Source organism: Lacinutrix neustonica (assembly GCF_026625145.1).
Classification (GTDB): Bacteria; Bacteroidota; Bacteroidia; order Flavobacteriales; family Flavobacteriaceae; genus Lacinutrix; species Lacinutrix neustonica.
The window spans coordinates 2,282,559-2,303,604 of record NZ_CP113088.1; the positions used below are offsets into that span (position 1 = coordinate 2,282,559).

At 34.5% G+C, this 21,046-nt stretch carries 18 protein-coding genes, 1 tRNA gene and 5 pseudogenes; 16 read left to right on the forward strand and 8 right to left on the reverse strand.

Annotated elements, in window-relative coordinates:
* Positions 1–703 precede the first annotated feature (703 nt).
* Together N7U66_RS12390 and N7U66_RS12395 are read left to right on the forward strand one after the other, a co-directional pair.
* Positions 704–1,042 (forward strand): OmpA family protein, encoded by a 339-nt coding sequence (locus tag N7U66_RS12390; RefSeq protein ID WP_267675535.1) that lies wholly within the window; start codon positions 704–706, stop codon positions 1,040–1,042.
* Positions 1,043–1,253: 211 nt separating this feature from the next.
* Positions 1,254–1,544: pseudogene (locus N7U66_RS12395) on the forward strand (OmpA family protein); the annotation flags it as partial.
* Positions 1,545–1,599: 55 nt separating this feature from the next.
* On the opposite strand, the gene N7U66_RS12400 reads toward N7U66_RS12395, so the two are convergent.
* From N7U66_RS12400 to rpiB, 3 genes and pseudogenes are all read right to left on the reverse strand, one after another.
* Positions 1,600–2,046, reverse strand: coding sequence for a GNAT family N-acetyltransferase (locus N7U66_RS12400; protein WP_267675536.1), 447 nt, complete (start codon positions 2,044–2,046; stop codon positions 1,600–1,602).
* 130 nt (positions 2,047–2,176) lie between these two features.
* Positions 2,177–3,095: pseudogene (locus N7U66_RS12405) on the reverse strand (cation diffusion facilitator family transporter).
* 3 nt (positions 3,096–3,098) lie between these two features.
* Entirely contained in the window at positions 3,099–3,533 is a 435-nt protein-coding gene (rpiB, locus tag N7U66_RS12410; protein ID WP_267675537.1) for a ribose 5-phosphate isomerase B, read from the reverse strand.
* Between the two features lie 1,053 nt (positions 3,534–4,586).
* Between rpiB and N7U66_RS12415 the strand changes: the two genes are divergently transcribed.
* The 5 genes and pseudogenes from N7U66_RS12415 to N7U66_RS12435 all read left to right on the forward strand — a co-directional run bounded on the left by N7U66_RS12415 (position 4,587) and on the right by N7U66_RS12435 (position 10,162).
* Entirely contained in the window at positions 4,587–5,762 is a 1,176-nt protein-coding gene (locus N7U66_RS12415) for a leucine-rich repeat domain-containing protein (RefSeq protein WP_267675538.1), read from the forward strand.
* A gap of 217 nt (positions 5,763–5,979) precedes the next feature.
* Positions 5,980–8,224, forward strand: a pseudogene (gene rnr / locus N7U66_RS12420) (ribonuclease R).
* Positions 8,225–8,271: 47 nt separating this feature from the next.
* Positions 8,272–8,580: a YbjQ family protein gene (locus N7U66_RS12425; RefSeq protein ID WP_267675539.1), complete on the forward strand. Its 309-nt coding sequence runs from the start codon at positions 8,272–8,274 to the stop codon at positions 8,578–8,580.
* A gap of 61 nt (positions 8,581–8,641) precedes the next feature.
* Entirely contained in the window at positions 8,642–9,325 is a 684-nt protein-coding gene (locus N7U66_RS12430; protein ID WP_313791219.1) for a head GIN domain-containing protein, read from the forward strand.
* Positions 9,326–9,478: 153 nt separating this feature from the next.
* Positions 9,479–10,162 carry a LysE family translocator gene (locus tag N7U66_RS12435; RefSeq protein WP_267675540.1) on the forward strand — a complete coding sequence of 228 codons (684 nt, stop codon included), beginning with the start codon at positions 9,479–9,481 and terminating at the stop codon, positions 10,160–10,162.
* 205 nt (positions 10,163–10,367) lie between these two features.
* On the opposite strand, the gene N7U66_RS12440 is transcribed toward N7U66_RS12435, so the two are convergent.
* The 3 genes from N7U66_RS12440 to N7U66_RS12450 form a co-directional block, all read right to left on the reverse strand.
* A tRNA-Cys gene (locus N7U66_RS12440) sits at positions 10,368–10,438 on the reverse strand.
* Positions 10,439–10,479: 41 nt separating this feature from the next.
* Positions 10,480–10,851 (reverse strand): dihydroneopterin aldolase, encoded by a 372-nt coding sequence (gene folB / locus N7U66_RS12445; protein ID WP_267675541.1) that lies wholly within the window; start codon positions 10,849–10,851, stop codon positions 10,480–10,482.
* 37 nt (positions 10,852–10,888) lie between these two features.
* Positions 10,889–11,491 (reverse strand): class I SAM-dependent methyltransferase, encoded by a 603-nt coding sequence (locus N7U66_RS12450; RefSeq protein WP_267675542.1) that lies wholly within the window; start codon positions 11,489–11,491, stop codon positions 10,889–10,891.
* A gap of 101 nt (positions 11,492–11,592) precedes the next feature.
* Here N7U66_RS12450 and N7U66_RS12455 point away from each other — a divergent pair.
* The 5 genes and pseudogenes from N7U66_RS12455 (at position 11,593) to N7U66_RS12475 (ending at position 15,685) form a co-directional block, all read left to right on the forward strand.
* Positions 11,593–13,587 (forward strand): annotated as a pseudogene (locus tag N7U66_RS12455) (glutamine--tRNA ligase/YqeY domain fusion protein).
* A gap of 103 nt (positions 13,588–13,690) precedes the next feature.
* Positions 13,691–14,176: a DUF1761 domain-containing protein gene (locus N7U66_RS12460; protein ID WP_267675543.1), complete on the forward strand. Its 486-nt coding sequence runs from the start codon at positions 13,691–13,693 to the stop codon at positions 14,174–14,176.
* Positions 14,177–14,241: 65 nt separating this feature from the next.
* Complete coding sequence (locus tag N7U66_RS12465) at positions 14,242–14,766, forward strand: hypothetical protein (protein WP_267675544.1); 525 nt, start codon at positions 14,242–14,244, stop codon at positions 14,764–14,766.
* Complete coding sequence (locus N7U66_RS12470; RefSeq protein WP_267675546.1) at positions 14,754–15,398, forward strand: GNAT family N-acetyltransferase; 645 nt, start codon at positions 14,754–14,756, stop codon at positions 15,396–15,398. The genes N7U66_RS12465 and N7U66_RS12470 overlap by 13 nt, the downstream gene beginning before the upstream one ends.
* A gap of 74 nt (positions 15,399–15,472) precedes the next feature.
* Positions 15,473–15,685, forward strand: coding sequence for a hypothetical protein (locus N7U66_RS12475; protein WP_267675547.1), 213 nt, complete (start codon positions 15,473–15,475; stop codon positions 15,683–15,685).
* Between the two features lie 64 nt (positions 15,686–15,749).
* Here the strand turns inward: N7U66_RS12475 and N7U66_RS12480 are convergent, their stop codons facing one another.
* A complete protein-coding gene (locus N7U66_RS12480; RefSeq protein WP_267675548.1) occupies positions 15,750–16,667 on the reverse strand; it encodes an SPFH domain-containing protein in 918 nt (305 codons plus the stop codon).
* A gap of 78 nt (positions 16,668–16,745) precedes the next feature.
* On the opposite strand from N7U66_RS12480, the gene N7U66_RS12485 reads away from it, so the two are divergent.
* The 4 genes from N7U66_RS12485 to N7U66_RS12500 all read left to right on the forward strand — a co-directional run bounded on the left by N7U66_RS12485 (position 16,746) and on the right by N7U66_RS12500 (position 19,348).
* On the forward strand, positions 16,746–17,057 hold the full coding sequence (locus N7U66_RS12485) for a hypothetical protein (RefSeq protein ID WP_267675549.1): 312 nt from the start codon (positions 16,746–16,748) through the stop codon (positions 17,055–17,057).
* On the forward strand, positions 17,002–17,433 hold the full coding sequence (locus tag N7U66_RS12490) for a hypothetical protein (protein ID WP_267675550.1): 432 nt from the start codon (positions 17,002–17,004) through the stop codon (positions 17,431–17,433). The genes N7U66_RS12485 and N7U66_RS12490 overlap by 56 nt, the downstream gene beginning before the upstream one ends.
* Before the next feature lie 75 nt (positions 17,434–17,508).
* A complete protein-coding gene (locus N7U66_RS12495; RefSeq protein ID WP_267675551.1) occupies positions 17,509–17,898 on the forward strand; it encodes a hypothetical protein in 390 nt (129 codons plus the stop codon).
* Positions 17,899–17,917: 19 nt separating this feature from the next.
* A complete protein-coding gene (locus N7U66_RS12500) occupies positions 17,918–19,348 on the forward strand; it encodes a T9SS type A sorting domain-containing protein (RefSeq protein ID WP_267675552.1) in 1,431 nt (476 codons plus the stop codon).
* Between the two features lie 67 nt (positions 19,349–19,415).
* On the opposite strand, the pseudogene gltX reads toward N7U66_RS12500, so the two are convergent.
* Positions 19,416–20,924 (reverse strand): annotated as a pseudogene (gene gltX, locus N7U66_RS12505) (glutamate--tRNA ligase).
* Positions 20,925–21,046 lie beyond the last annotated feature (122 nt).

Below are 21,046 nucleotides of genomic sequence, written 5' to 3' on the forward strand. Positions count from 1 at the left end.
GACTAAAAGCTATTGGTGCCGTGTTATCTCGGCAACAGCCCCTGATTTCATTTAAAGGATATCTACTCAAAGCGTATCGAGTGGTATACCTTTTTGTAAAAAAAAGCATTCAAGTACGCACTTTTAATCGTCAGCTTTAAGTTGTTCCCATAACTGAACAACACTAGCTAAGCCTATTTATCGCTTGATTAGAAGCTGCTAGAGAAAAAAAGGGTCCGTTTATTGGTTTTAATGATCATGAAGCCCGTAATAGCTATGTTTTAAAGCAGCTTGATTGTTATTTACTGGTTTTGTAGCGGAAGCATCCCGTAACGGTAAAATTACTACATGAGCCATCCTGAATAAAGTCAACATGTTTTTAAGCCTTTTGTAAAACATTTTTAAACTAATTTAATCCTTCATCACCTAAAACCTTATAAGCACATCCTTATATTTTAGTAAAAAAGGCTTTGTTATAAAAACAAACACACCATTTTAAAGAAGTCACAAAACGATCAACTTTAGAGACCCTTTTTTAGGTCTACTTGTTAACGTATCCATGAAACGTGCATAAAATCAGTTGTTTAGCACTGCTATTTGTCGATAAAAAGGCGCGTTTTAACAGAAGTTGTGCATTTAAACCAAATAAATATGAAACTGGTCTAAAATTTTTCGCAAGAAGATAATGTAGCTCTATGTTTGAAAGACCTACAATACTATTAGCATGAAAATTTTAACCTACATATTCGCTGTTATCTTCACTTTAAATATTGCTTTCGCAATAGATGAATCAAAAAATGAGGCATTAGGAAAAACTTCAGTAGTTAGTCATGATGTTTTTTTTGATACTGACAAGGCGCAAGTGACTTCTGAAGAATTTTTAAAATTGGTAACTTTTATTAAGGCTACTGAAACCATAGATATTGAAAGAATAACTATTGTTGGGTATTGTGACGATAGAGGTAGTACTTCATACAATAAGGCATTATCTAATAAAAGAGCACAAACGATTAGAGACATTATTGCTAAATACAGAAATAGCTTAGACAAGCCGAAGTTGTAACTGTAAATGGTAAAGGAGAAGTCGCTTTAACCACTTCAGAATCGACTTTATTTAATGAGTTGAGAAGCTTGAATAGAAGAGTGACTGTTATTGTTGCTCCTAAGAAATTTATCGCTGGTTCGTTTTATGGTGAAGATTTAAGAAAAGGAGATGTTATAAATTTAAAGAACTTAAACTTTAAAAGAGGTTTACGTTATTTAACTCTGAATCTTCAGAGACATTAAAAGAATTGGCAGATTACTTAGTGAGACGTACAGATATCTTTTTCACCATCAACGGTCACGTATGTTGTACTTTCAATGGAAAAGATTCTAGAGATAAAGAAACAGGCAAAGTTAACTTAAGTGTTGTAAGAGCAAAATTCATTCGTGATTACCTCGTAAAAGCGGGTGTCGATGCCAATAGAGTAAGGTACCAAGGCTTAGCAGGCCAGTACAACTTAGGAGGAGCAGATAAAGAAGATAGAAGAGTTGAATTGGAAGTAAGATATATTTCTAAGTAATTAATTTTTAGTAGGGTTTATTACTTATACAGCCAGCGCTTTGCGCTGGCTTTTTTTATGGTTTATAAAGCATTGCAATATGTGGTATACCGTCTTCTAAGTAAGTCTCACCTAACTCTTTAAAACCTAAATTATTATAGAACCGTTTTAAATAACATTGTGCTGATATTTTTATTTCCGAAACTTTGAAATGCCTTTTAATGGTTTCAATCGATGCAGCCATAATATCATAACCGTATTTATGTTCTCTTTCATTTTTAGCCACTACCACTCGACCAATACTGGCTTCTTTAAAATAATCACCAGGTTTAAAAAGCCTAGTATAGGCAATAATTTTTTTATTTTTAAAACCTATAACGTGTAATGCCTTTTCGTCTTTACCATCTAGGTCCTGATAGACACAATCTTGTTCTACCACAAAGACTTCACTGCGTAATTGAAGTAAATCGTAAAGTTCATGAATAGTGAGTTCTTTAAATGTTTTAGTTGTAATGTCTAACATATAGTTCCTTATCCTTTGGTTCGCTTTTTTCTTAGGGAAGGGTATGTATACCCCTTAATTATTTTTTTCTTAAGACAAAATGCACGTCTTCAATACCGTTTGTAATAATGAGCCGGCGTCTTCCATAATATCAATCTTGCACAATTAAATCCTTAACATCATCTTTTCCATATTCTCGGTTGAATATTAACGTGGTTGATTTCAAATTTATCAAACAATAAAATTTCTACTTCATGAAGTATTTTATCAAAATGAGACAAAGTGATGTCTTTTTCAAAATCAATATGAGCTTCAAAATGAATTTCGTTTTCATTTAATTGCCATACATGAATGTGATGCACGTTTTTTATGCTTTCAAACTGGTGTAATTCTTCAACTATTTTATCAACAGGAATAGTATCTGGTGTAAACAACATAAGCACTTTGGTAGAGGCCATTAGTAAATCATATCCCATATAAATGAGATATAAAGCGATGGCTAAAGTAAGCGCACTATCTATCCGGAATATCTGATAGAATTTCATTAGAAGTCCGCCTATTAAAACGGCAACACTAGCCATCATATCTGTAATAAGATGTAGATAAGCACTTCGCATATTCATGTTAGACTGGCTGTCTTTTTTAAGTAACAATACACTAAAACCATTTCCTAAAATAGCAATTAAAGACAACCAGATGACTAAATCACTTTCAATCTCGCGTGGATTTTGAAATCGGTCAACAGCTTCCACTATTAATAAAACAGCAACAATTATTAAGGTTGAAGCATTGATAAATGCAGCCAATATTTCTGCCCGTTTATAGCCAAACGTTTTATTTAAAGATGCCTTTTTCTTAGTTAAGCGATTGGCAACGTAGCTAACAATTAATGAGATAACATCACTAAAATTATGCAGGGCATCACTTAATAAAGCCAAACTCCCGGAGAGTACGCCCCCAATAACCTGTGCCACAGTGATGACAACATTTAAAAAAATAGAAATTAAAAGGTTGCGTCCTCTAAGGTCGTTATGATCATGTCTATGATTATGTAAATGGTCATGACTCATATATTAACAAGACACTGGTATTTTATCCACACGGTTTTGGTGTCTTCCGCCTTCAAATTTGGTTTCCAAAAATGTGTCTACCATAGCCATTGCTTGCTCCACGGCTGTATAACGCGCAGGAATACATATGATGTTAGCATTATTATGTTGTCCGGTTAATTGCGTAATTTCTTTGGTCCAGCAAATTCCTGCACGTACTTTTTGGTGCTTATTAGCAGTCATGGCAACACCGTTAGCACTACCACAAATAAGAATACCAAAATCTGCTTTGTCGTTTTCAACATCTGTGGCTACCGGGTGCACAAAATCAGGGTAATCCACACTATCTGTAGCATCTGTACCATAATTGTTAACCGTATAGCCTTTGGCTTCTAAGTGCTTTAAAATAGCAAATTTATAGGCGGTACCTGCGTGATCATTTCCAATTGAGATAGTCATTTTTTTAATATTTTATAGTTGTGTGTTTAAGACTATAAAGTTAATGAAACCCTTTATAAATTAATTGCTTTGCCGCGTAATAAAATATCTTATTGCATAAAATATAATGTGAACAGTCTTTTAATAATACCATATAAGTAGGCATAACTTATAATCCTCTACCATTGGAATTATATTAAATTTGACAAAGATTTTTTACTATAAAAGGTTTGTGGTCAAGGGTTAATTATAATAATAAAAGAGTGTTGATAACTGTGAGGTTAAATAGGGACTACTTGTTAATATCTAATCATTGTTTTTTAAAAGTTTTATTAGGATTATCCAGTTAATTTTACAAACAAAAATGCAAAGCAAACGACCAAAAAAGTTAGCCTTTTTATTTAGACTATTTATCACGTAAAATAGAACATATACCAACAGTAAAAAATAAAATACTTATTAAAAACAACTGGTGAATTGTAGTTATAAACAGTTGTTAATAGTGTAAGTAATTGCTTTTAAAATGAGACTATTAACAAGTGTATAACCTGTTAATAGAAAGAGACAAGTCACCTATACAATAGAAACTTTAAAAAGTTATACCGCTATTCACAAGCCATCATCATCATTAATTTTTTTTTAAATTTTAAAGAAAGAATAATAATATATAGTATAAATGTGGATAAGTCAATAAGTCTCGGGTAACAAAAGTGATATATTTGAAACTGTAAAGTAGTTACTCAATATTTTATAAATATAAATACTGACTCTTAATTCTAAAACTAATGACATTCTTAAAAAGATTAAGCTTATCCATCTGTCTATTTATGTGTTTCATAACTACTGTTAAAGCACAAAATGTAAACATTCCGAGATACTAATTTTAAAAATTACTTAATAGGCAATGCACTAATAAATATTAATAATGACACAGAAATACAAGTAAGTGAAGCACAAGCGTTTACGGGTACAATAGATTGTAGTAATTTAGTTATTTACTACCTTACAGGGATAGAAGCCTTCATCAACCTTACAGATCTTAGATGTAGCAATAATAAGTTAACTAATCTAGATTTGAGCCAAAATACTAGCCTTACAACGCTTCATTGCGATAAAAATTTCTTATATGATATAGATCTCAGTTATAATACGAGTCTTGTAGAACTTCAATGCGGTAACGTTTACTTTACTAGTCTAGATTTAAGCCAAAATATTAATCTTGAAAATTTTACTTGTAACTATACAAGCATTAATAGTTTAGATCTCAGTCAGAATAGGAGTCTTAAAACAATTTCTTGTTCACAGAATAATAACCTAAGTAATATTATTCTTGGACAAAACACAAGTCTTTTGAGTCTTTATTGCACTTATAATAACTTAAGTAGCTTAGACGTCAGCCAAATTACGAGTCTTGAAAAACTTTGGTGCCAAAATAATAACATAACTAGTTTAAATTTAGGTCAGAATTCCGGTCTAACATATATTCAATGTTCTAATAATAGTATAAAAAGTTTAGATGTTAGCCAAAATACAAGTCTTGAACGGTTGTTCTGTAACAATAATAGCATAAGTAGTATTAATTTTGGTCAGATTACGAGTTTAAAAACTATTTCATGTTATGTAAATAATATAAATAACCTTGACATAAGTAAAAATGGCAATCTTACATATCTTCATTGTTCTACTAATTTCTTAAGTAGTTTAGATGTAAGCCAAAATACTAATCTGGAAGTTCTTGGTTGTACTGATAATAACATAAGTAGTTTAAACTTAAGTCAAAATACAAGCCTTCTATACATTAAATGTGACAACAACAATTTAACTAGTCTAGATCTAAGAAATGGAAATAATGCGGCCATTATTGAAACTCAATATGGTTCATTAAATAATCCTAATTTAAATTGTATTTTAGTAGATGATGCCAACTATAGCTCGACAACCTGGACAGCAATTGATGCTAGCAGTGCATTTGTAGAAAATCAAGGGCAGTGCAATGCGCTTAGTACAAAAACCTTCAGTTTAAATAGCAATACTGTTGCGCTATATCCTAACCCAACGTCACAATTTTTAAACATTGCCTTAAGTAATAATACAACTTTAAAAAACCTCAGCATCTATAATCAACTGGGGCAATTAATATTAGAAACAAACCAAACCAAGCTTGATGTTTCACAGTTTTCTAAAGGTGTTTATTTTGCTCAAATAATCACAAATACTTGGAAAGTGACCAAGCGATTTATAGTGGAATAATTGTATTAAAATGTATAAAAGACTAAAGGGCTTGCATTCATTTGTAAGCCCTTTTTGTTATCAAATAGTTAATATACTGTTCCTTTTATTTTCATTTAATAATAAAAACGTAGCTTTGTAAAAAGGTAATACATAATCTTCTCCATAGATTACCTTTAAATAACATGATTTTTCTCGAGACTTCGGGATTAGAAAATCGATATAGATTACAAATTAAATGACAAATAAAAAACACAGGAAACCTTCAAATAACAAGATTTCTAACCTAACCAATACAATCTTAAGTATTTTAAAAAAAGAGAGAAACGCAACTTTTAATTATAAACAAATAGCGGCAAAACTAGACGTAAACGATGCTAGTAGTCGCAACCAGATTATAAAAAAATTAGCCGAGCTTAAAGCTAAAAACGAAATTGAAGAAATAGAGCGTGGCAAATTTAAGATCATTAACAATACAGAATACCATACCGGAATTTTCGATGCCGCACAACGTGGCAATGGCTATGTTATTTGTGATGATTTTGAAAATGATATATACATTGCTTCAAACAATGTTAACAAAGCTTTAAATGGTGATGAAGTAGAGCTCTATGTTTACAAACGTAGAAAGCGTGGCAAATTAGAAGGTGAAATTACCAACATTATAAAACGTGCAAAGACCGATTATGTTGGAGTTATTCAAATTCATGCCAAAAAGAACTTTGCTTTTGTAGTGGTTGATGGTAATAAAATGAAGACGGATATTTTCGTGCCTATTAGTAAAACCATGCAAGCCGACGATGGTGATAAAGTATTGGTTACAATGGAAGAATGGCCCGAAAAAGCCGATTCTCCTAATGGAAAAGTGATTAAAGTTTTAGGAAAAGCTGGAGAACATAATACCGAAATCCACGCTATTTTAGCAGATTATGGACTACCGTACGAGTTTGCACCGTAAGTGGAAGCGTATGCTAATAACATTGATTTAGATATAAAACCTGAAGAGATAGCCAAGCGTCGCGACATGCGTAAAGATTTAACCTTTACGATTGATCCCAAAGACGCAAAGGATTTTGATGATGCTTTATCCTTTACCGTTTTAGAAAATGGTAATTTTGAAATAGGGATTCACATTGCAGATGTGTCTCATTATTTACAAGAAGGGACTGTTTTAGACGATGAAGCCTATGAACGTGCTACATCTGTATATTTAGTAGATCGTGTTGTTCCGATGTTGCCTGAAATACTATCAAACGGTGCATGTTCGCTTAGACCACATGAAGAGAAATATACATTTTCTGCAGTATTTGAATTGAATCATAAAGCTGAAGTAAAGAACCAGTGGTTTGGTAGAACCGTGACGTATTCTGATGCGCGTTTTGCTTATGAAGAAGCTCAAGCCATTATAGAAAACAATGTCGCTTTGAATGCTGGGGACGTACTTAAAAAACCGGATACTATTAATACCACCATTCCTAACGAAGTTTCATTAACAGGTAAAGTATATAACACCACCCTTGAAATAGCACAAGCTGTTTTAAAAATGGACGAACTTGCTAAAATGATGCGTGGCAAACGCATGCGTGATGGGGCGATTTCTTTCGATAAAGTAGAAGTAAAATTCGATTTGGATCAAGATTCAAACCCTGTTGGTGTCTTTTTTAAAACCAGTAAAGATGCCAACAAGTTAATTGAAGAATTTATGTTGTTAGCAAACCGAAAAGTATCAGAGTTTATTGGCAAACAAAAACCAGAGAAGACATTTGTTTATAGGGTACACGATGAACCAGATGAAAGTAAATTAATGGCGTTACAAGGCGTGGTTTCAAAATTTGGTCACAAGCTTAATTTTAATAGTAAAGCAGGTATTGCCTCTTCTTTAAATAAATTATTAAGCGATGTTCAAGGTAAAAAAGAACAAAATTTAGTCGATACATTGGCCATTAGAACCATGTCTAAAGCAGAATATACTACTAATAATATAGGGCATTACGGCTTGGCTTTTGAATACTACAGTCATTTTACGTCACCAATTCGTCGTTATCCGAGATGTGATGGCACACCGTTTACTACAACGCTATTTAGATGGTGAGAAATCGGCGAATGCAGAGGTTTATGAAGAAAAATGTAAGCACTCTAGTAACATGGAATACCTAGCTACGAAAGCCGAGAGAGACTCTATTAAATACATGCAAATACGTTTTATGCAAGATCATTTAGACGAACCTTTTAGAGGGGTTATTTCCGGGGTAACAGACTGGGGCATCTACGTAGAAATTATAGCTAATAAATGTGAAGGTATGGTAAGAACTCGTGATATTAAAGGTGATTACTATGAATTTGATGAAAGTCAGTTTGCATTAATTGGTCGCGATACAAAAACCATGTATCAATTGGGAGATGAAATAATTGTAAAAGTGAAACAAGCCGATTTAGTGAAACGACACTTAGATTTTGAATTAATAGGTAAAGCTGAAGATTAATTTGGAAATATTTATACAACATGTGCAACCAATAGTAAATAATAATTATGGTTTTAACGACAACGAATTCAATAGAAGGTTTTAAAATATTAGAATATAAAGGGATTGTAACCGGCGTAAGTGTAAATACTAGAAAGGCATCGTTTTCGTTTAAAATGGATAAGTATTACGCTTCTGTTGAAGCGACTATGAACGATGCTAAAGAAGAAGCATTTCAAAGACTAAAAGATAATGCTAACAAACTACAGGCAAATGCAGTGGTTGGTATTAAATTAGATTTAGAAACCAATCCTAACTTAGCCATGACCATGGTTTCTGTGACTGGGACGGCTGTTCACGTAGTTCCTAGTAAATAATTTTTTTAAACTGTAACAATGTTAAAGAAAGGGACTCTTTAGTAGTAACAAAACTCTTATAATGATGAAATATAGACTCTCAACATTTTTATTAGGCATAGCATTCATTGGCTTTTCTCAAAACCCGATGGAAAAAAGGGTGAACAATTTTACAACTGTAAAAGTGTTCGACTTAATTCATATCAGCTTAGTAAAATCAGATGAAAATAAAGTTATTATTTCAGGACAGGATGCAGATGATGTAGAAGTATTATCTAAAAATGGAACTTTAAAAGTAAGAATGAAATTTGAACGTAGTTTTGATGGCACTAAAACATTTGTTGCTGTACACTATAAAAACATTGAAGTGATTGACGGTAATGAAGGATCAAAAATATTTTCAAATGAGCTTATTGAGCAAGATAAAATAGAATTAAGAGCCCAAGAAGGTGCTGTTTTAAAAGTAGGATTAGATGTAAAAGAATTAATAGTAAGAGCTGTTTCCGGTGGTATTATCATACCAAAAGGAAAGGCTGAAACACAAGATATTACCATAAATACAGGAGGCGTTTTTGAAGGCAGAGACTTTGATACAAAGGAAACCTATGTAAAAGTAACAGCTGCTGGAGAAGCCGAAATAAAGGCCAGTGATTTAGCAGATGTTAAAATAACGGCAGGAGGTGATGTGTATATTTATGGTAAACCTAAAAAACTCAATAAAAAGCAAACCTTTGGTGGTAGAATAGAAATTAGAGACGGCCTTTAAAAATGGACCTTTTATTATATTTAAAAGCTTCAAATTATATTTGAGGCTTTTTTTTATGGATAAAGTGTGCAAGTCACTTTATTTACTCATTAGTCATAATACTTTAATAACACCAATTATTTTCTTTACTTTGTAGGAAACACTTACTTAGTTATGATAGAAGATATCCAGGCAGCAATTCCCTTAGGCTTTTTTTTAGCTTTTATGATTGGTCCTGTATTCTTTGTTTTACTTGAAACTAGCGTGATTAAAGGTTTTCGTGCAGCTGTGGCTTTCGATTTTGGTGTTATTGTGGCCGATGCGTTGTTTATTGCCGTAGCCTATTTTTCAAGCTTTCAACTCTTAGAAAACTTAAGTAACCAACCCGGATTATATGTCTTTGGAGGCACTATTTTAGCGGTTTATGGACTAATTATCTATTTTAAAAAGTCTAAAAAGGATTTGGAAACCACCGTTGATATTATAGCACCTAAAACAAATTATATAAGATTATTTGTTAAAGGCTTCTTTTTAAATTTTATAAACATTGGGGTTCTCGTATTTTGGTTAGGTGTTATTATTGTGGTGAGTCCCAATTTAGGGAACAGCACGAATCGCTTTTTAACTTTTTTTAGCGCTATGTTAGGAGCTTATTTTGTTACCGATTTAATAAAAATCGTGTTAGCAAAACAGTTAAAAAGTAAGCTTACGCCCGTTCGCATTATTAAAGTTAAACGACTGTTAGGTCTTATTCCGGTTGTGTGTGGTACGATTTTAATCGTTAAAGGATTCTTACCTAAAGATCAATTTAACCCTAAGGATATTATTGAAGACATCGAGCATCAAAGTCATGAATAAGACTAAAGCAGCTGCTCCATTAGAATTAACGAACACATAGAACCAAAGGATCCTTTAGTGATCGTTTTTAATGGCTGAAATCAATCAATGCAGGGCATGGTTGCTTGAGAGATTGATGGTATTCGAACCGGGCTGTAATAGCACCCATATGGCGTTGAGATTTAAGCATAAAAAAAGAGCTACTTAAAAAGCAACTCTCTTTTTGAGGTGTCGAGCGGATTCGAACCGCTGTAGATGGTGTTGCAGACCACTGCCTAGCCACTCGGCCACGACACCTTATTTGTGACAGCAAATATAAAAACTTTTCCCTTTTTACACTATTTACTGCCCACTTTTCTTTTTTCGGTTATTTCTATCGTAACCATTTCAACATCACCTCCTATAGGTGGATTAATTTTACTAACAGCTACCGTACCAATAGTAACTAATTTATCTTCAGCAAAAATACGGTCTAATATGCGTTTAGCAACGTGCTCTAAAAGGGCGCTAGGTATCGCCATTTCTTCAACAACTACTCTATTTAAAAACACGTAGTCTACGGTATCTTTTAATGTATCGCTAGAAGCACTTTTTTGTAAGTCGGCTTTTACTTTTAAATCCACACGGTAATCACTACCAATGGCGGTTTCTTCTTTTAAGCAACCGTGATGTGCATACACACGTATATTTTCAACTTTTATAATTCCCATAGTTTTTTGTTAATGGGCAAAGATAACTACAAACCGCTTATTTTTTTGTAAAAATGCCAAACAGTTCGTTTTCTTTTCTAGCAGGTATAGAATTATAGCAGTGCTCAAAGCATTGAACTTCAAAATATGGAGTAAGATGATTTAAATACATTTCTCGTGTACCTCCAAAGGGTCTTTCAGAGGCTTTGTTGAGTGGTATATTAAACCACAACCCCGCAAGCTTACCATGAGCATTAAGTAAGCTATGCATGTGTTTAGCATAGGTATCTCTGTTTATTTGAGTTGGTTCTAACGCACAAAAAAAAGTCTGTTCTAAAATTAAATCATAGGTGTTTTTATGAGAAAATAAATTCTCATGAATAAGCTGGTTTGAAGGAAAGTGAGGCACTCGACATTGTAAATTTTCTAGTGGAAGTTTTGCAATATCTAACACAAAAACGTTTTTAAATCCATTATTGAAGAGGTATTCTGCTTCATATGCATTTCCGGCTCCCGGGATTAGAATTTTTAGGGTTTTGTCTTTTAACTGATTGATATAGGCTACCAGTGGAGTAGAAGGCCTGCCTATATCCCAGCCAGTAGCCGCCTCTCGATATCGCTGGTTCCAATAGTTTCTTTCAAAGGAATCTGTATTCATCATAGATGCATTTCGTTTAAATATACTTAAAATCTATGGTTTTTTCACTAATTTTACAGCGCACTATAAATTGATTTAATAGCTGTAATCAATAGTATTTTTTTATGTCTGAAGAAACAAGATCGCTCAACTTTTTAGAGCACATTATAGAAGAAGATTTGTCACAGGGAATTTCTAAAAACGATCTTCGTTTTCGTTTTCCACCGAGCCTAATGGCTATTTACATATTGGTCATACAAAAGCCATTGGTATTAGTTTTGGTTTAGGTGAAAAATATAATGCACCAGTAAACCTGAGGTTTGACGATACTAATCCAGCAAAAGAAGAGCAGGAATACGTGGATGCTATTAAAAAAGACGTTTCTTGGTTGGGATACCAATGGGCTGAAGAGTGCTATTCTTCAGATTATTTCCAACAACTTTACGATTGGGCAGTCCAATTAATAAAAGATGGAAAAGCCTACGTTGATTCGCAATCTAGCGAGGCGATGGCTGCGCAAAAAGGAACACCAACACAACCAGGGGTCGATGGCCCGTATAGAAATCGTTCTGTTGAAGAAAATCTCGACTTATTCGAGAGAATGAAAGCCGGCGAATTTAATGAAGGGGAGCATATATTACGCGCTAAAATTGACATGCAGCACCCCAATATGTTAATGCGTGACCCCTTAATTTATCGTATTTTAAAGAAACACCATCACCGTACAGGAAACGATTGGTGTATTTACCCCATGTACGATTGGACGCATGGTGAAAGTGATTATATAGAACAAATTTCACACTCGTTATGTTCGCTTGAATTTAAGCCTCATAGAGAGCTTTACGATTGGTTTTTGGACCAAGTTGTAGAGGGGAATAGATTACGTCCTAAACAACGTGAATTTGCGCGTTTGAACCTGAGCTATACGATCATGAGTAAGCGTAAGCTACTTAAATTAGTAGAGGAAGGGATCGTAAACGGATGGGACGATCCAAGAATGCCAACCATTTCTGGTTTACGTCGCCGAGGTTACACTCCTGATGCTATTAGAAAATTTGTAGAAACCGTCGGTGTTGCTAAGCGTGAAAACATCATTGATGTGTCTCTTTTAGAATTTTGTATTCGTGAAGATTTGAATAAAATAGCGCCGCGAGTGATGGCTGTGTTAGATCCCGTTAAATTGGTGATTACTAATTATCCGGAGGATAAAGAAGAATGGCTGGAGGCAGAGAACAACCCGGAAGATGAAAGTGCCGGTTACAGACAAATCCCTTTTTCTAGGGAATTGTATATTGAAAAAGAAGACTTCAAAGAAGTCGCGGGGAGTAAATTTTTTAGATTGAAACTTGGTGGAGAAGTGCGATTAAAAAACGCTTATATCATTAAGGCAGAGCAGGTGGTAAAAGACAAAAATGGAACCATCACCGAAATTCAATGTACCTATTCTGAAGATACCGATAAGAAAGTTAAAGGCACCCTCCATTGGGTCTCTATAAAACACGCCGTTAGGGCAGAGGTTAGAGAGTATGATCGATTGTTTGTAGATGAAGCACCGAGATAGTCATACTGATAAAGATTTTATGGATTTCATAAATCCTAATTCACTTAAAATTATTAACGCTTTTGTAGAACCTAGCTTATTAGAGGCTAAAGTGGGAGATCAGTTTCAGTTTCAGCGTTTAGGGTATTTTAACGTTGATGAGGATGCAACAGCACAAAAATTAGTGTTTAATAAAACAGTGGGTTTAAGGGATTCTTGGGCGAAGCAAGCGCCTAAACCCGCTCAAAATAATGAGCACAAACAACCGCAACAGAACACGCGTTCAGCTATAGAGCAAATAAAATCTTTTGGTAAAAAATATGATAGAATGAATGCCGAACAGCAAGCAAAAGCAAAGGCTGAAATTCAAGAACTAGCCAAAAAGGTACACTATGATGAGCTAGAGCCTTTATTTGGAACCGCTGTTAAAAAGGTAGGGACTCGTATAATTACCATGATAACATTAGGGGTGTTATTGAAGGATGGCTTAGAGAAGAATGACGCCATAAACGCTTTTATTGCTAAGGCGTTGGAAGACAAAAATGAGCTATTGGTTAGTGAAACTAAGGGCATAGCTTAAAAAGGCAGAAATGTAAGAGTAGGGATGTCTGCTAGAAAGACCACAAATCCGTTTCAATAATTTTTTAGTACATTTAAAGTACTAACTTAAAAATCAAAACAGTATGGAAGGATTTAATTATTTGGCAATTTTCGTTGCTGCTCTAGTACCTATTTTTATTGGATTTATTTGGTATAATCCAAAAGTATTTGGAACGGCGTGGATGCGCGAAGCCGAAATGACTGAGGCTAAAATGAAATCCGGCAATATGCTAGTTATTTTTGTTATCACCTTAATTCTGTCTTTTATATTAGCATTCTTTGTTCAAACATTAACCATTCATCAAACGGGAGCTTATAGTTTAATGGGTGGAGATCCAGCACTTGCGAAACCATCATACGAAGCCTTTATGAGGGATTACAGGGATGCATTTAGAACCTTTCAGCATGGTGCTTTACATGGTGTCTTAGCAGGATTATTTCTCTTTTTTCCAGTGATTGCTATAAATGGGTTATTCGAGCGTAAAAGTTGGAAATACATTCTAATGAATTCAGGGTATTGGGTAATCTCTTTGGCTGCGATGGGTGCCATTGTATGCGGTTGGAGGTAAGTCTAAAATAAAGTATATTTACAAAGACTGGAAGCCTTACGTTTTCAGTCTTTTTCTTTACGCCTTTGATACACTATAAATTATACGATACAGTAAATAATCTACCTGATTCTTGGGACAGTGTACAAAACCATGATGTTTTTTTAAAATCGAACTTCCTCAAAGGACTAGAATGCTCCTGTCCGGATAACATTACCCCATTTTATGTAGGAATATTTAAAGCAGAGGCGCTCGTTGGAATAGCAATTATACAACGTGTAGAAATGTATTTTGACGATATATTTAGAGACACTTCTGATAACTTCTTGTACCAAAAAGCTAAGCAAATAGTCGCTAAAATTGTTAGAGGGAATGCTTTAATTGTTGGCAATCTCATGCATACTGGACAACATGGTTTATATTGTAATACTCAAGCCATTACTTTTGCAACGTATTTAAATACCATAGACCAAGCGTTAACCCAAATAAAAGCAGAAATTAGAAGGAAGCACAACAAAAAAATCCGGATTATCGCTTTTAAAGATTATTTTGAAGAGGACGGCATTCATCAAAACAGCTTTTTTTTAAAAAGCAGAAGTTGTATAGGGTAGAAGTGCAACCTAACATGGTTTTTGATATTCCTGAGTCTTGGACCACGACAGGGGATTACATTTCTAGTTTCAGAAAAAAGTATAGAGACCGTTACAAGACGGCTAGAAAAAAAGGATTTACTATTGTTAAAAAGGAACTAACATTAGTTGAAATAGAAGCCTTGGAAGCCGATTTATTCCAACTCTATAAAATGGTCTCAGATGGCGCCGGGGTGAATTCTTTTGTTCTTCCTAGGGATCACTTTAGCCATTTAAAGAAAGCATTAAATACCCAATTTAAAATTTTCGCCTATTTTCTAGATAATAAGCTTGTTGGTTTTTATACCCTGATTTTAAATAACAACAACTTAGAAACTTATTTTTTAGGCTATAATAAAAATCTACAACACAAACACCAGTTGTATTTAAATATGCTCTATGATATGGCTTTTTATGCTATCGAGAACCATTGTGTTCAGGTGATTTATGCGCGAACCGCCATGGAAATTAAAAGCTCTGTTGGTGCGCGGCCTAGAAACATGCATATTTACATGAAACATACCAATAATTTTATCGCCAATACAATTTTGAAAATCATTGTTAGATACCTCAATCCTACAACTGCTTGGCAAGAGCGTCATCCTTTTAAATAAATTTAATAAAAGATTAGCATTATATTTTTGAGGTTCTTTTGAAGTTTAAATACCTTTAAGTAAATCAACAGATCATGAAAAAAACACAACAAGATATTCTTACCGAAATTTCAACATTACGTAGAACAATCGAAGAGAACTATCCAGAATTACAAAAATACCTAGATGAAACACGAGAAACTCTTCCTCAGGGCGGTATAGGTGGAGAAATAGATGTAGATTCTTTAAAAAATCATAGAGATAGCTTAAAGAGCCTGATTGATAAATATAAAAAACAGGAAAAATAAAAACAATTCTATAAAAAAGCCTCAAGTATTATACTTGAGGCTTTTTTATGGCATGATCTGCGTATTATTCTTTTTTCTTTTTTTGATTTTTCATGGCTTCACCAATTTGATTACTAGCAGTAAAACTTGCCACCATGTCGTTTAACATTTGACTTCCTGCTTGTGGAGAGTTTGGTAATAGAATTAAGTTACTATTCGTCTCTTGACCAATGGATTGAAGTGTGTCGTAATGTTGTGTGACTACTATTAAAGCCGAGGCTTCTTGAGAATTAATACCCACTTTATTAAGTACTTCTACCGATTCTTCAAGACCACGCGCAATTTCTCGACGCTGGTCTGCGATACCTTGACCTTGTAAACGCTTACTTTCGGCTTCAGCTTTCGCTTTTTCTACGATTAATATACGTGCAGCATCCCCTTCAAATTGCGCGGCGGTCTTTTCTCGATCGGCCGCATTAATACGATTCATCGCTGCTTTTACTTGCGCATCAGGATCTATATCTGTAACTAAGGTTTTAATAATGTCAAAACCATAATCAGACATGGCATCGTTTAATTCGGTTTTAACCGCGATTGCAATATCATCTTTTCTTACAAAAACATCATCTAATTTCATTTTTGGGACTTCGGCACGAACCACATCAAAGACGTAACTTGTAATTTGATCATGTGGATAATCTAATTTATAAAAAGCATCATAAACTTTTTGACTAATAACACGGTATTGTACAGATACTTTAAGGCGAACAAATACATCGTCTAATGTTTTCGTTTCGATGATGACGTCTAATTGCTGAATTTTTAAACTTAATCGACCAGCGATCTTATCAACCGGAGGAACCTTTAATTGTAGGCCGGATTGACGGATACTTTGAAATTTTCCAAAACGTTCTACAATGACCGCTGTTTGTTGTTTCACGACAAAAAAAGCAGAGAATAAAATGATTATTCCGAGGAATACAATAGGTATTAAATAAAGCATGAGTTTTTAAATTATTGGGTTAGACATTTGTTGATTACTAAATTAAGTTATATTTATACAATAAACCTTTAAGTTATTATGAAAAAGATACCATTTGTTTTATTAGTAGCACTTAGTATATGTTTCGTTACAATAAGTAGCGCACAAAGTAATAAATATGTTATTAAAAACGGTTTTGCTATAGGTGGAGGACTTACTCAATTTGATATCATTACAGACAACTTTGAAACCACAAAAGGAGAAGGCTGGATTGGTGGTATGAGTGCCACAGTGATGCCACCACACAGGCCATATGGTGTAAGTTATGGGATGCAACTCTCTGAAAACAGCATAGGTGTTTCTCGGTTATACATCCTTAACAGATTTAACGGCACAAGAGGTAGAATATAAAATATTCACCGCACAACTGGCTTTTTTGTGGCACATTAAATTAGTTAACGAATTTGTAACTTTAGATTTAGGACCTATGTTACAATATAATAGTGACTTAGAATTAAAGGACTATACTCAAGAAACCTATTTAATTAGGAATTACAATAACTTAACAGCAAACGACATCACCGAAATTTCAAATATTAATTTCAACGCGGCAGCAGGTGTAACCGCCGGTTTTAGTCATTTTAAGATTAGGGCTCAATATATTTATGGGGTGACCAATATCCTGAATAAGTTAAACTCTAATAATAATTTAGATGTAATCGATAATGATAAAAAGTTTAAAGGAAACCAATCTATGCTCGCGTTTACAGCTATGATTACTTTTTAATATATTGAGTTTTAGGCGTTAATGTTTATATTTGGATTTTAATGCAATCTAAAAACCATTAATATTATCCTTAATATGAAGCAAAAATTAGTCTTTTTAGTCTTAGTAAGCATTACAATGCTTTCTTATGCACAGCACGATAAGGACGTTATTGCTCTTAAATGGCTAACAGCGAATCAGACGCGACTAGGTATTCACTCTAATCACTCTTTCAAGATGTTGTTTAGTACTGCTGGATTATCCGGAGAAACCTTTCGTTTTTACCAAATGATTAATGGTGTTCAGGTTTATGGCGCTGAAGTAACTATTCATGTCTCAAATGATAATAACGTGACCTTTCATCAAAGTACATATGATAGAGCGGTAGCTACTATCAATACCACTCCTACCATCTCTAAACAGAAAGCAATCCATATCGCCGAGACAACACATCCACGCCGGAACTATTGCTTTCGAAAAGAATGACTTATACATTTATAATAAAATGGGAAAGACATTACTCACTTACGTTATAACTATAGAGCCTAAAGTGACCCCAATAGGAAGTTGGGAAATTATAATCAATGCGCTAACGGGTGAGGTTTTAAGTGCTCGAGATAAAGCGTATTATTATAATGGGGAGGATGAAAAACAAGGAAATAAGAGACATAGAAAAGAGTTTATAAAAAGGAAAAAAAGCACCGTGAATGGGAGCGGATTCGTTTATGAAACAGATCCCTTGACAGCGACTTTAAATGTATATGGTGGTCAATATGTAGATGCAAACGACGCAACCAACCCTGCTTTAGATGCCGCAAGATCTAGTGTTACATTATTAGATATCACCCAAACGGGAGGGGAGTTTTTCTTAACAGGACCTTATGCTGAAATACAAGACTTTGAAGCACCAAATAAAGGCGTTTTTTCTCAAGGCACGAGTGTCTTTAATTTTAATAGAAATCAGGATGCTTTTGAAGCAGTAAATGTGTACTATCATATCGATAAAAGCATGCGATATTACAATGAAACCTTAGGGTTGAATGTTAAGCCCTATCAATATAACTCCGGTGTAAGAGTAGATCCTTCCGGTTTAAGTGGAGCTGACAATTCACACTACCTTCCCGGCTCCGGTAGGTTAGCTTTTGGTGAAGGTTGTGTGGACGATGCAGAGGACGCAGACGTCATTATTCATGAACTTGGACATGGCATTCATGATTGGATTACAAATGGTGCTACATCGGCTTATTTGGGTGAAGGTAATGGGGACTATTTAGCAGCCTCTTATAAAAGAAGTTTTGCACAGTGGTCCCCTTCAGATGCCTCCTATGATTTTATGTTTGGATGGGATGGAAATAATCCCTGCTGGCCAGGACGAACGACGGCAGATACACGAAGCTATCCAAATGGATTGATTGGACTCCAAGGCGGGGCCGCTCATTTTGATGGCGAGATGTGGTCATCGACATTAATGGAAATTTGGGATATTATTGGTCGTGAAAAAACAGATAAAGCCTTTATCGAAGGGATCGCCATGACCAATAGTAATACCAATCAAGAACAGGCTGCCATTGCTGTAAGGCAAGCAGCTATAGATATGGGAGTTGCGGGTGGTTATACCTGCGAAGATATTCAAGTATTCACAGATAGATTTACGGCAAGAGGTTATAATTTACCAACCTATACGTGTACATTAAGTGTCGCGGCATTTGAAACCAAGCCAATCGTAATGTTCCCTAACCCAACAAAAGGGGCCCTCACTTTTAAAAACCTTACGGAAACATATAATATTTCTGTTTTCAATATGCTGGGTCAAAAAATTAAGAACCATACCTTAAGTACATCGCAAAACTCTTTAGATGTGTCACACTTTGCCTCGGGAACTTATTTTATAAAATTTTATGGAGCAGATACCGTGTTAAAGTTTGTAAAACAATAAGAACAGTTTATACATAAAAAAAACGGATTCAATAGTTGAATCCGCTTTTTTATAGCTGATGCTTAAGTTATAGCGTGGCTATTACTTTTTCTATGCGTTTAATCGTTTCGTTTTTTCCTATCATAAACATGATATCAAAAACATCCGGGCCTTTTAAATCCCCAACTAGTGCCAGTCGTAAGGGCATCATGACTTTGCCAAAGCTTATTTCATTTCCAGTAATCCAGCCCTTGATGTCTTTTTGAAGGGTTTCTACTTCAAAAACATCTATTTTTGAAATGATGGCTCCCAATTCTGTCATTAAGCCTTTGGTGTCGTCTTTGAATGCTTTTTTAGACGCTTTTTCCTCAAAGTGCTCCGGGGTTGTGAAGAAGAAGTGGCTTAACTCCCAAAAGTCGCTTATAAACGTCGCACGTTCTTTTATTAACCCGATAGCCATGGCAATATAATTGATATCTATATTTTTTAGTTCGGTCGGGCTTCTATAAAAGCCTCTGCTAACACCTCATTATCCTGCTCTTGCATATAATGATGGTTGAACCATTTAATTTTATCTCGGATCAAAGCGCGCCCCCGCTTTATTTACTCGTTCTAGATCGAACGCCTGAGTTAATGCTTCTATATTAAAAAGTTCTTGTTCTGTCCCCGGGTTCCATCCTAAAAACGCCAAGAAATTTATAACCGCATCAGAGAAATATCCCTCTTCCTTATAGCCTTTAGCAGGGTCACCTTCTTCAGGATGCCATTCTAAAGGAAATACAGGAAACCCTAGTTTGTCGCCATCTCGTTTACTTAACTTTCCTTTTCCTGTTGGTTTTAAAATAAGTGGTAAATGTGCAAATTGTGGTGCTTCCCATCCAAAAGCAGTATAAAGCTGCATGTGTAACGCTAAACTTGGCAACCATTCTTCACCTCTAATAACATGAGAGATTTCCATTAAATGATCATCTACAATATTGGCTAAGTGATAGGTAGGCATACCATCACTTTTAAATAAAACTTTGTCATCTAAAACATTCGTGTCTATTTTAATTTCACCACGAATAATATCTTTTAAGTGCAGAGTTTCGTCTTGGGGTGATTTAAAACGAATCACATAATCGTCACCTGCCTTTAATTTTTCTTGTACGGCCTCTTCAGTTAGCGATAATGAGTTACTTAATTTTAAACGGTTGTGCCAATTATAGATAAATGTTTTCCCTTTTGACTCGTGATCAGCCCTGTGGTAATCCAGTTCTTCTGAAGTGTCAAAGGCATAATAAGCATTGCCACTAGCGATTAATTGATCGGCATATTGCTTATATAAATGTTTCCGCTCGCTTTGTCTATAAGGACCAAATTTTTCGTTTTTATCTGGGCCTTCATCAAAAGGAATATTGCACCAAGTTAAGGCGTTTACTATATAATCTTCTGCGCCTTCAACATATCGGGTTTGATCGGTATCTTCTATTCTTAATATAAAAGTACCGTTGTGTTTTTTAGCATATAAATAATTGAAAAGCGCTGTTCTTACGCCTCCAATGTGTAAAGGTCCTGTTGGACTTGGTGCAAATCGCACGCGAACATTTTTAGACATGTTTTAATTTTAATCTCCAACTGTCACATTAAGCACAGTTCAAGTGTTGTTTTATATAACGACAAAGATAGAGTGATAAGTCTAAAGAAGAAAGAGAGCGTGTACAAGATTTATAAAATCAC

Bases quoted from the DNA above. Each gene is read 5' to 3' on its own strand.
- N7U66_RS12390 (WP_267675535.1), top strand. From the start codon at position 704: ATGAAAATTTTAACCTACATATTCGCTGTTATCTTCACTTTAAATATT.
- N7U66_RS12400 (WP_267675536.1), bottom strand. From the start codon at position 2,046: ATGTTAGACATTACAACTAAAACATTTAAAGAACTCACTATTCATGAA.
- rpiB (WP_267675537.1), bottom strand. From the start codon at position 3,533: ATGACTATCTCAATTGGAAATGATCACGCAGGTACCGCCTATAAATTT.
- N7U66_RS12425 (WP_267675539.1), top strand. From the start codon at position 8,272: ATGGTTTTAACGACAACGAATTCAATAGAAGGTTTTAAAATATTAGAA.
- N7U66_RS12430 (WP_313791219.1), top strand. From the start codon at position 8,642: ATGATGAAATATAGACTCTCAACATTTTTATTAGGCATAGCATTCATT.
- N7U66_RS12435 (WP_267675540.1), top strand. From the start codon at position 9,479: ATGATAGAAGATATCCAGGCAGCAATTCCCTTAGGCTTTTTTTTAGCT.
- folB (WP_267675541.1), bottom strand. From the start codon at position 10,851: ATGGGAATTATAAAAGTTGAAAATATACGTGTGTATGCACATCACGGT.
- N7U66_RS12450 (WP_267675542.1), bottom strand. From the start codon at position 11,491: ATGATGAATACAGATTCCTTTGAAAGAAACTATTGGAACCAGCGATAT.
- N7U66_RS12460 (WP_267675543.1), top strand. From the start codon at position 13,691: ATGGAAGGATTTAATTATTTGGCAATTTTCGTTGCTGCTCTAGTACCT.
- N7U66_RS12475 (WP_267675547.1), top strand. From the start codon at position 15,473: ATGAAAAAAACACAACAAGATATTCTTACCGAAATTTCAACATTACGT.
- N7U66_RS12480 (WP_267675548.1), bottom strand. From the start codon at position 16,667: ATGCTTTATTTAATACCTATTGTATTCCTCGGAATAATCATTTTATTC.
- N7U66_RS12485 (WP_267675549.1), top strand. From the start codon at position 16,746: ATGAAAAAGATACCATTTGTTTTATTAGTAGCACTTAGTATATGTTTC.
- N7U66_RS12495 (WP_267675551.1), top strand. From the start codon at position 17,509: ATGAAGCAAAAATTAGTCTTTTTAGTCTTAGTAAGCATTACAATGCTT.
- N7U66_RS12500 (WP_267675552.1), top strand. From the start codon at position 17,918: ATGGGAAAGACATTACTCACTTACGTTATAACTATAGAGCCTAAAGTG.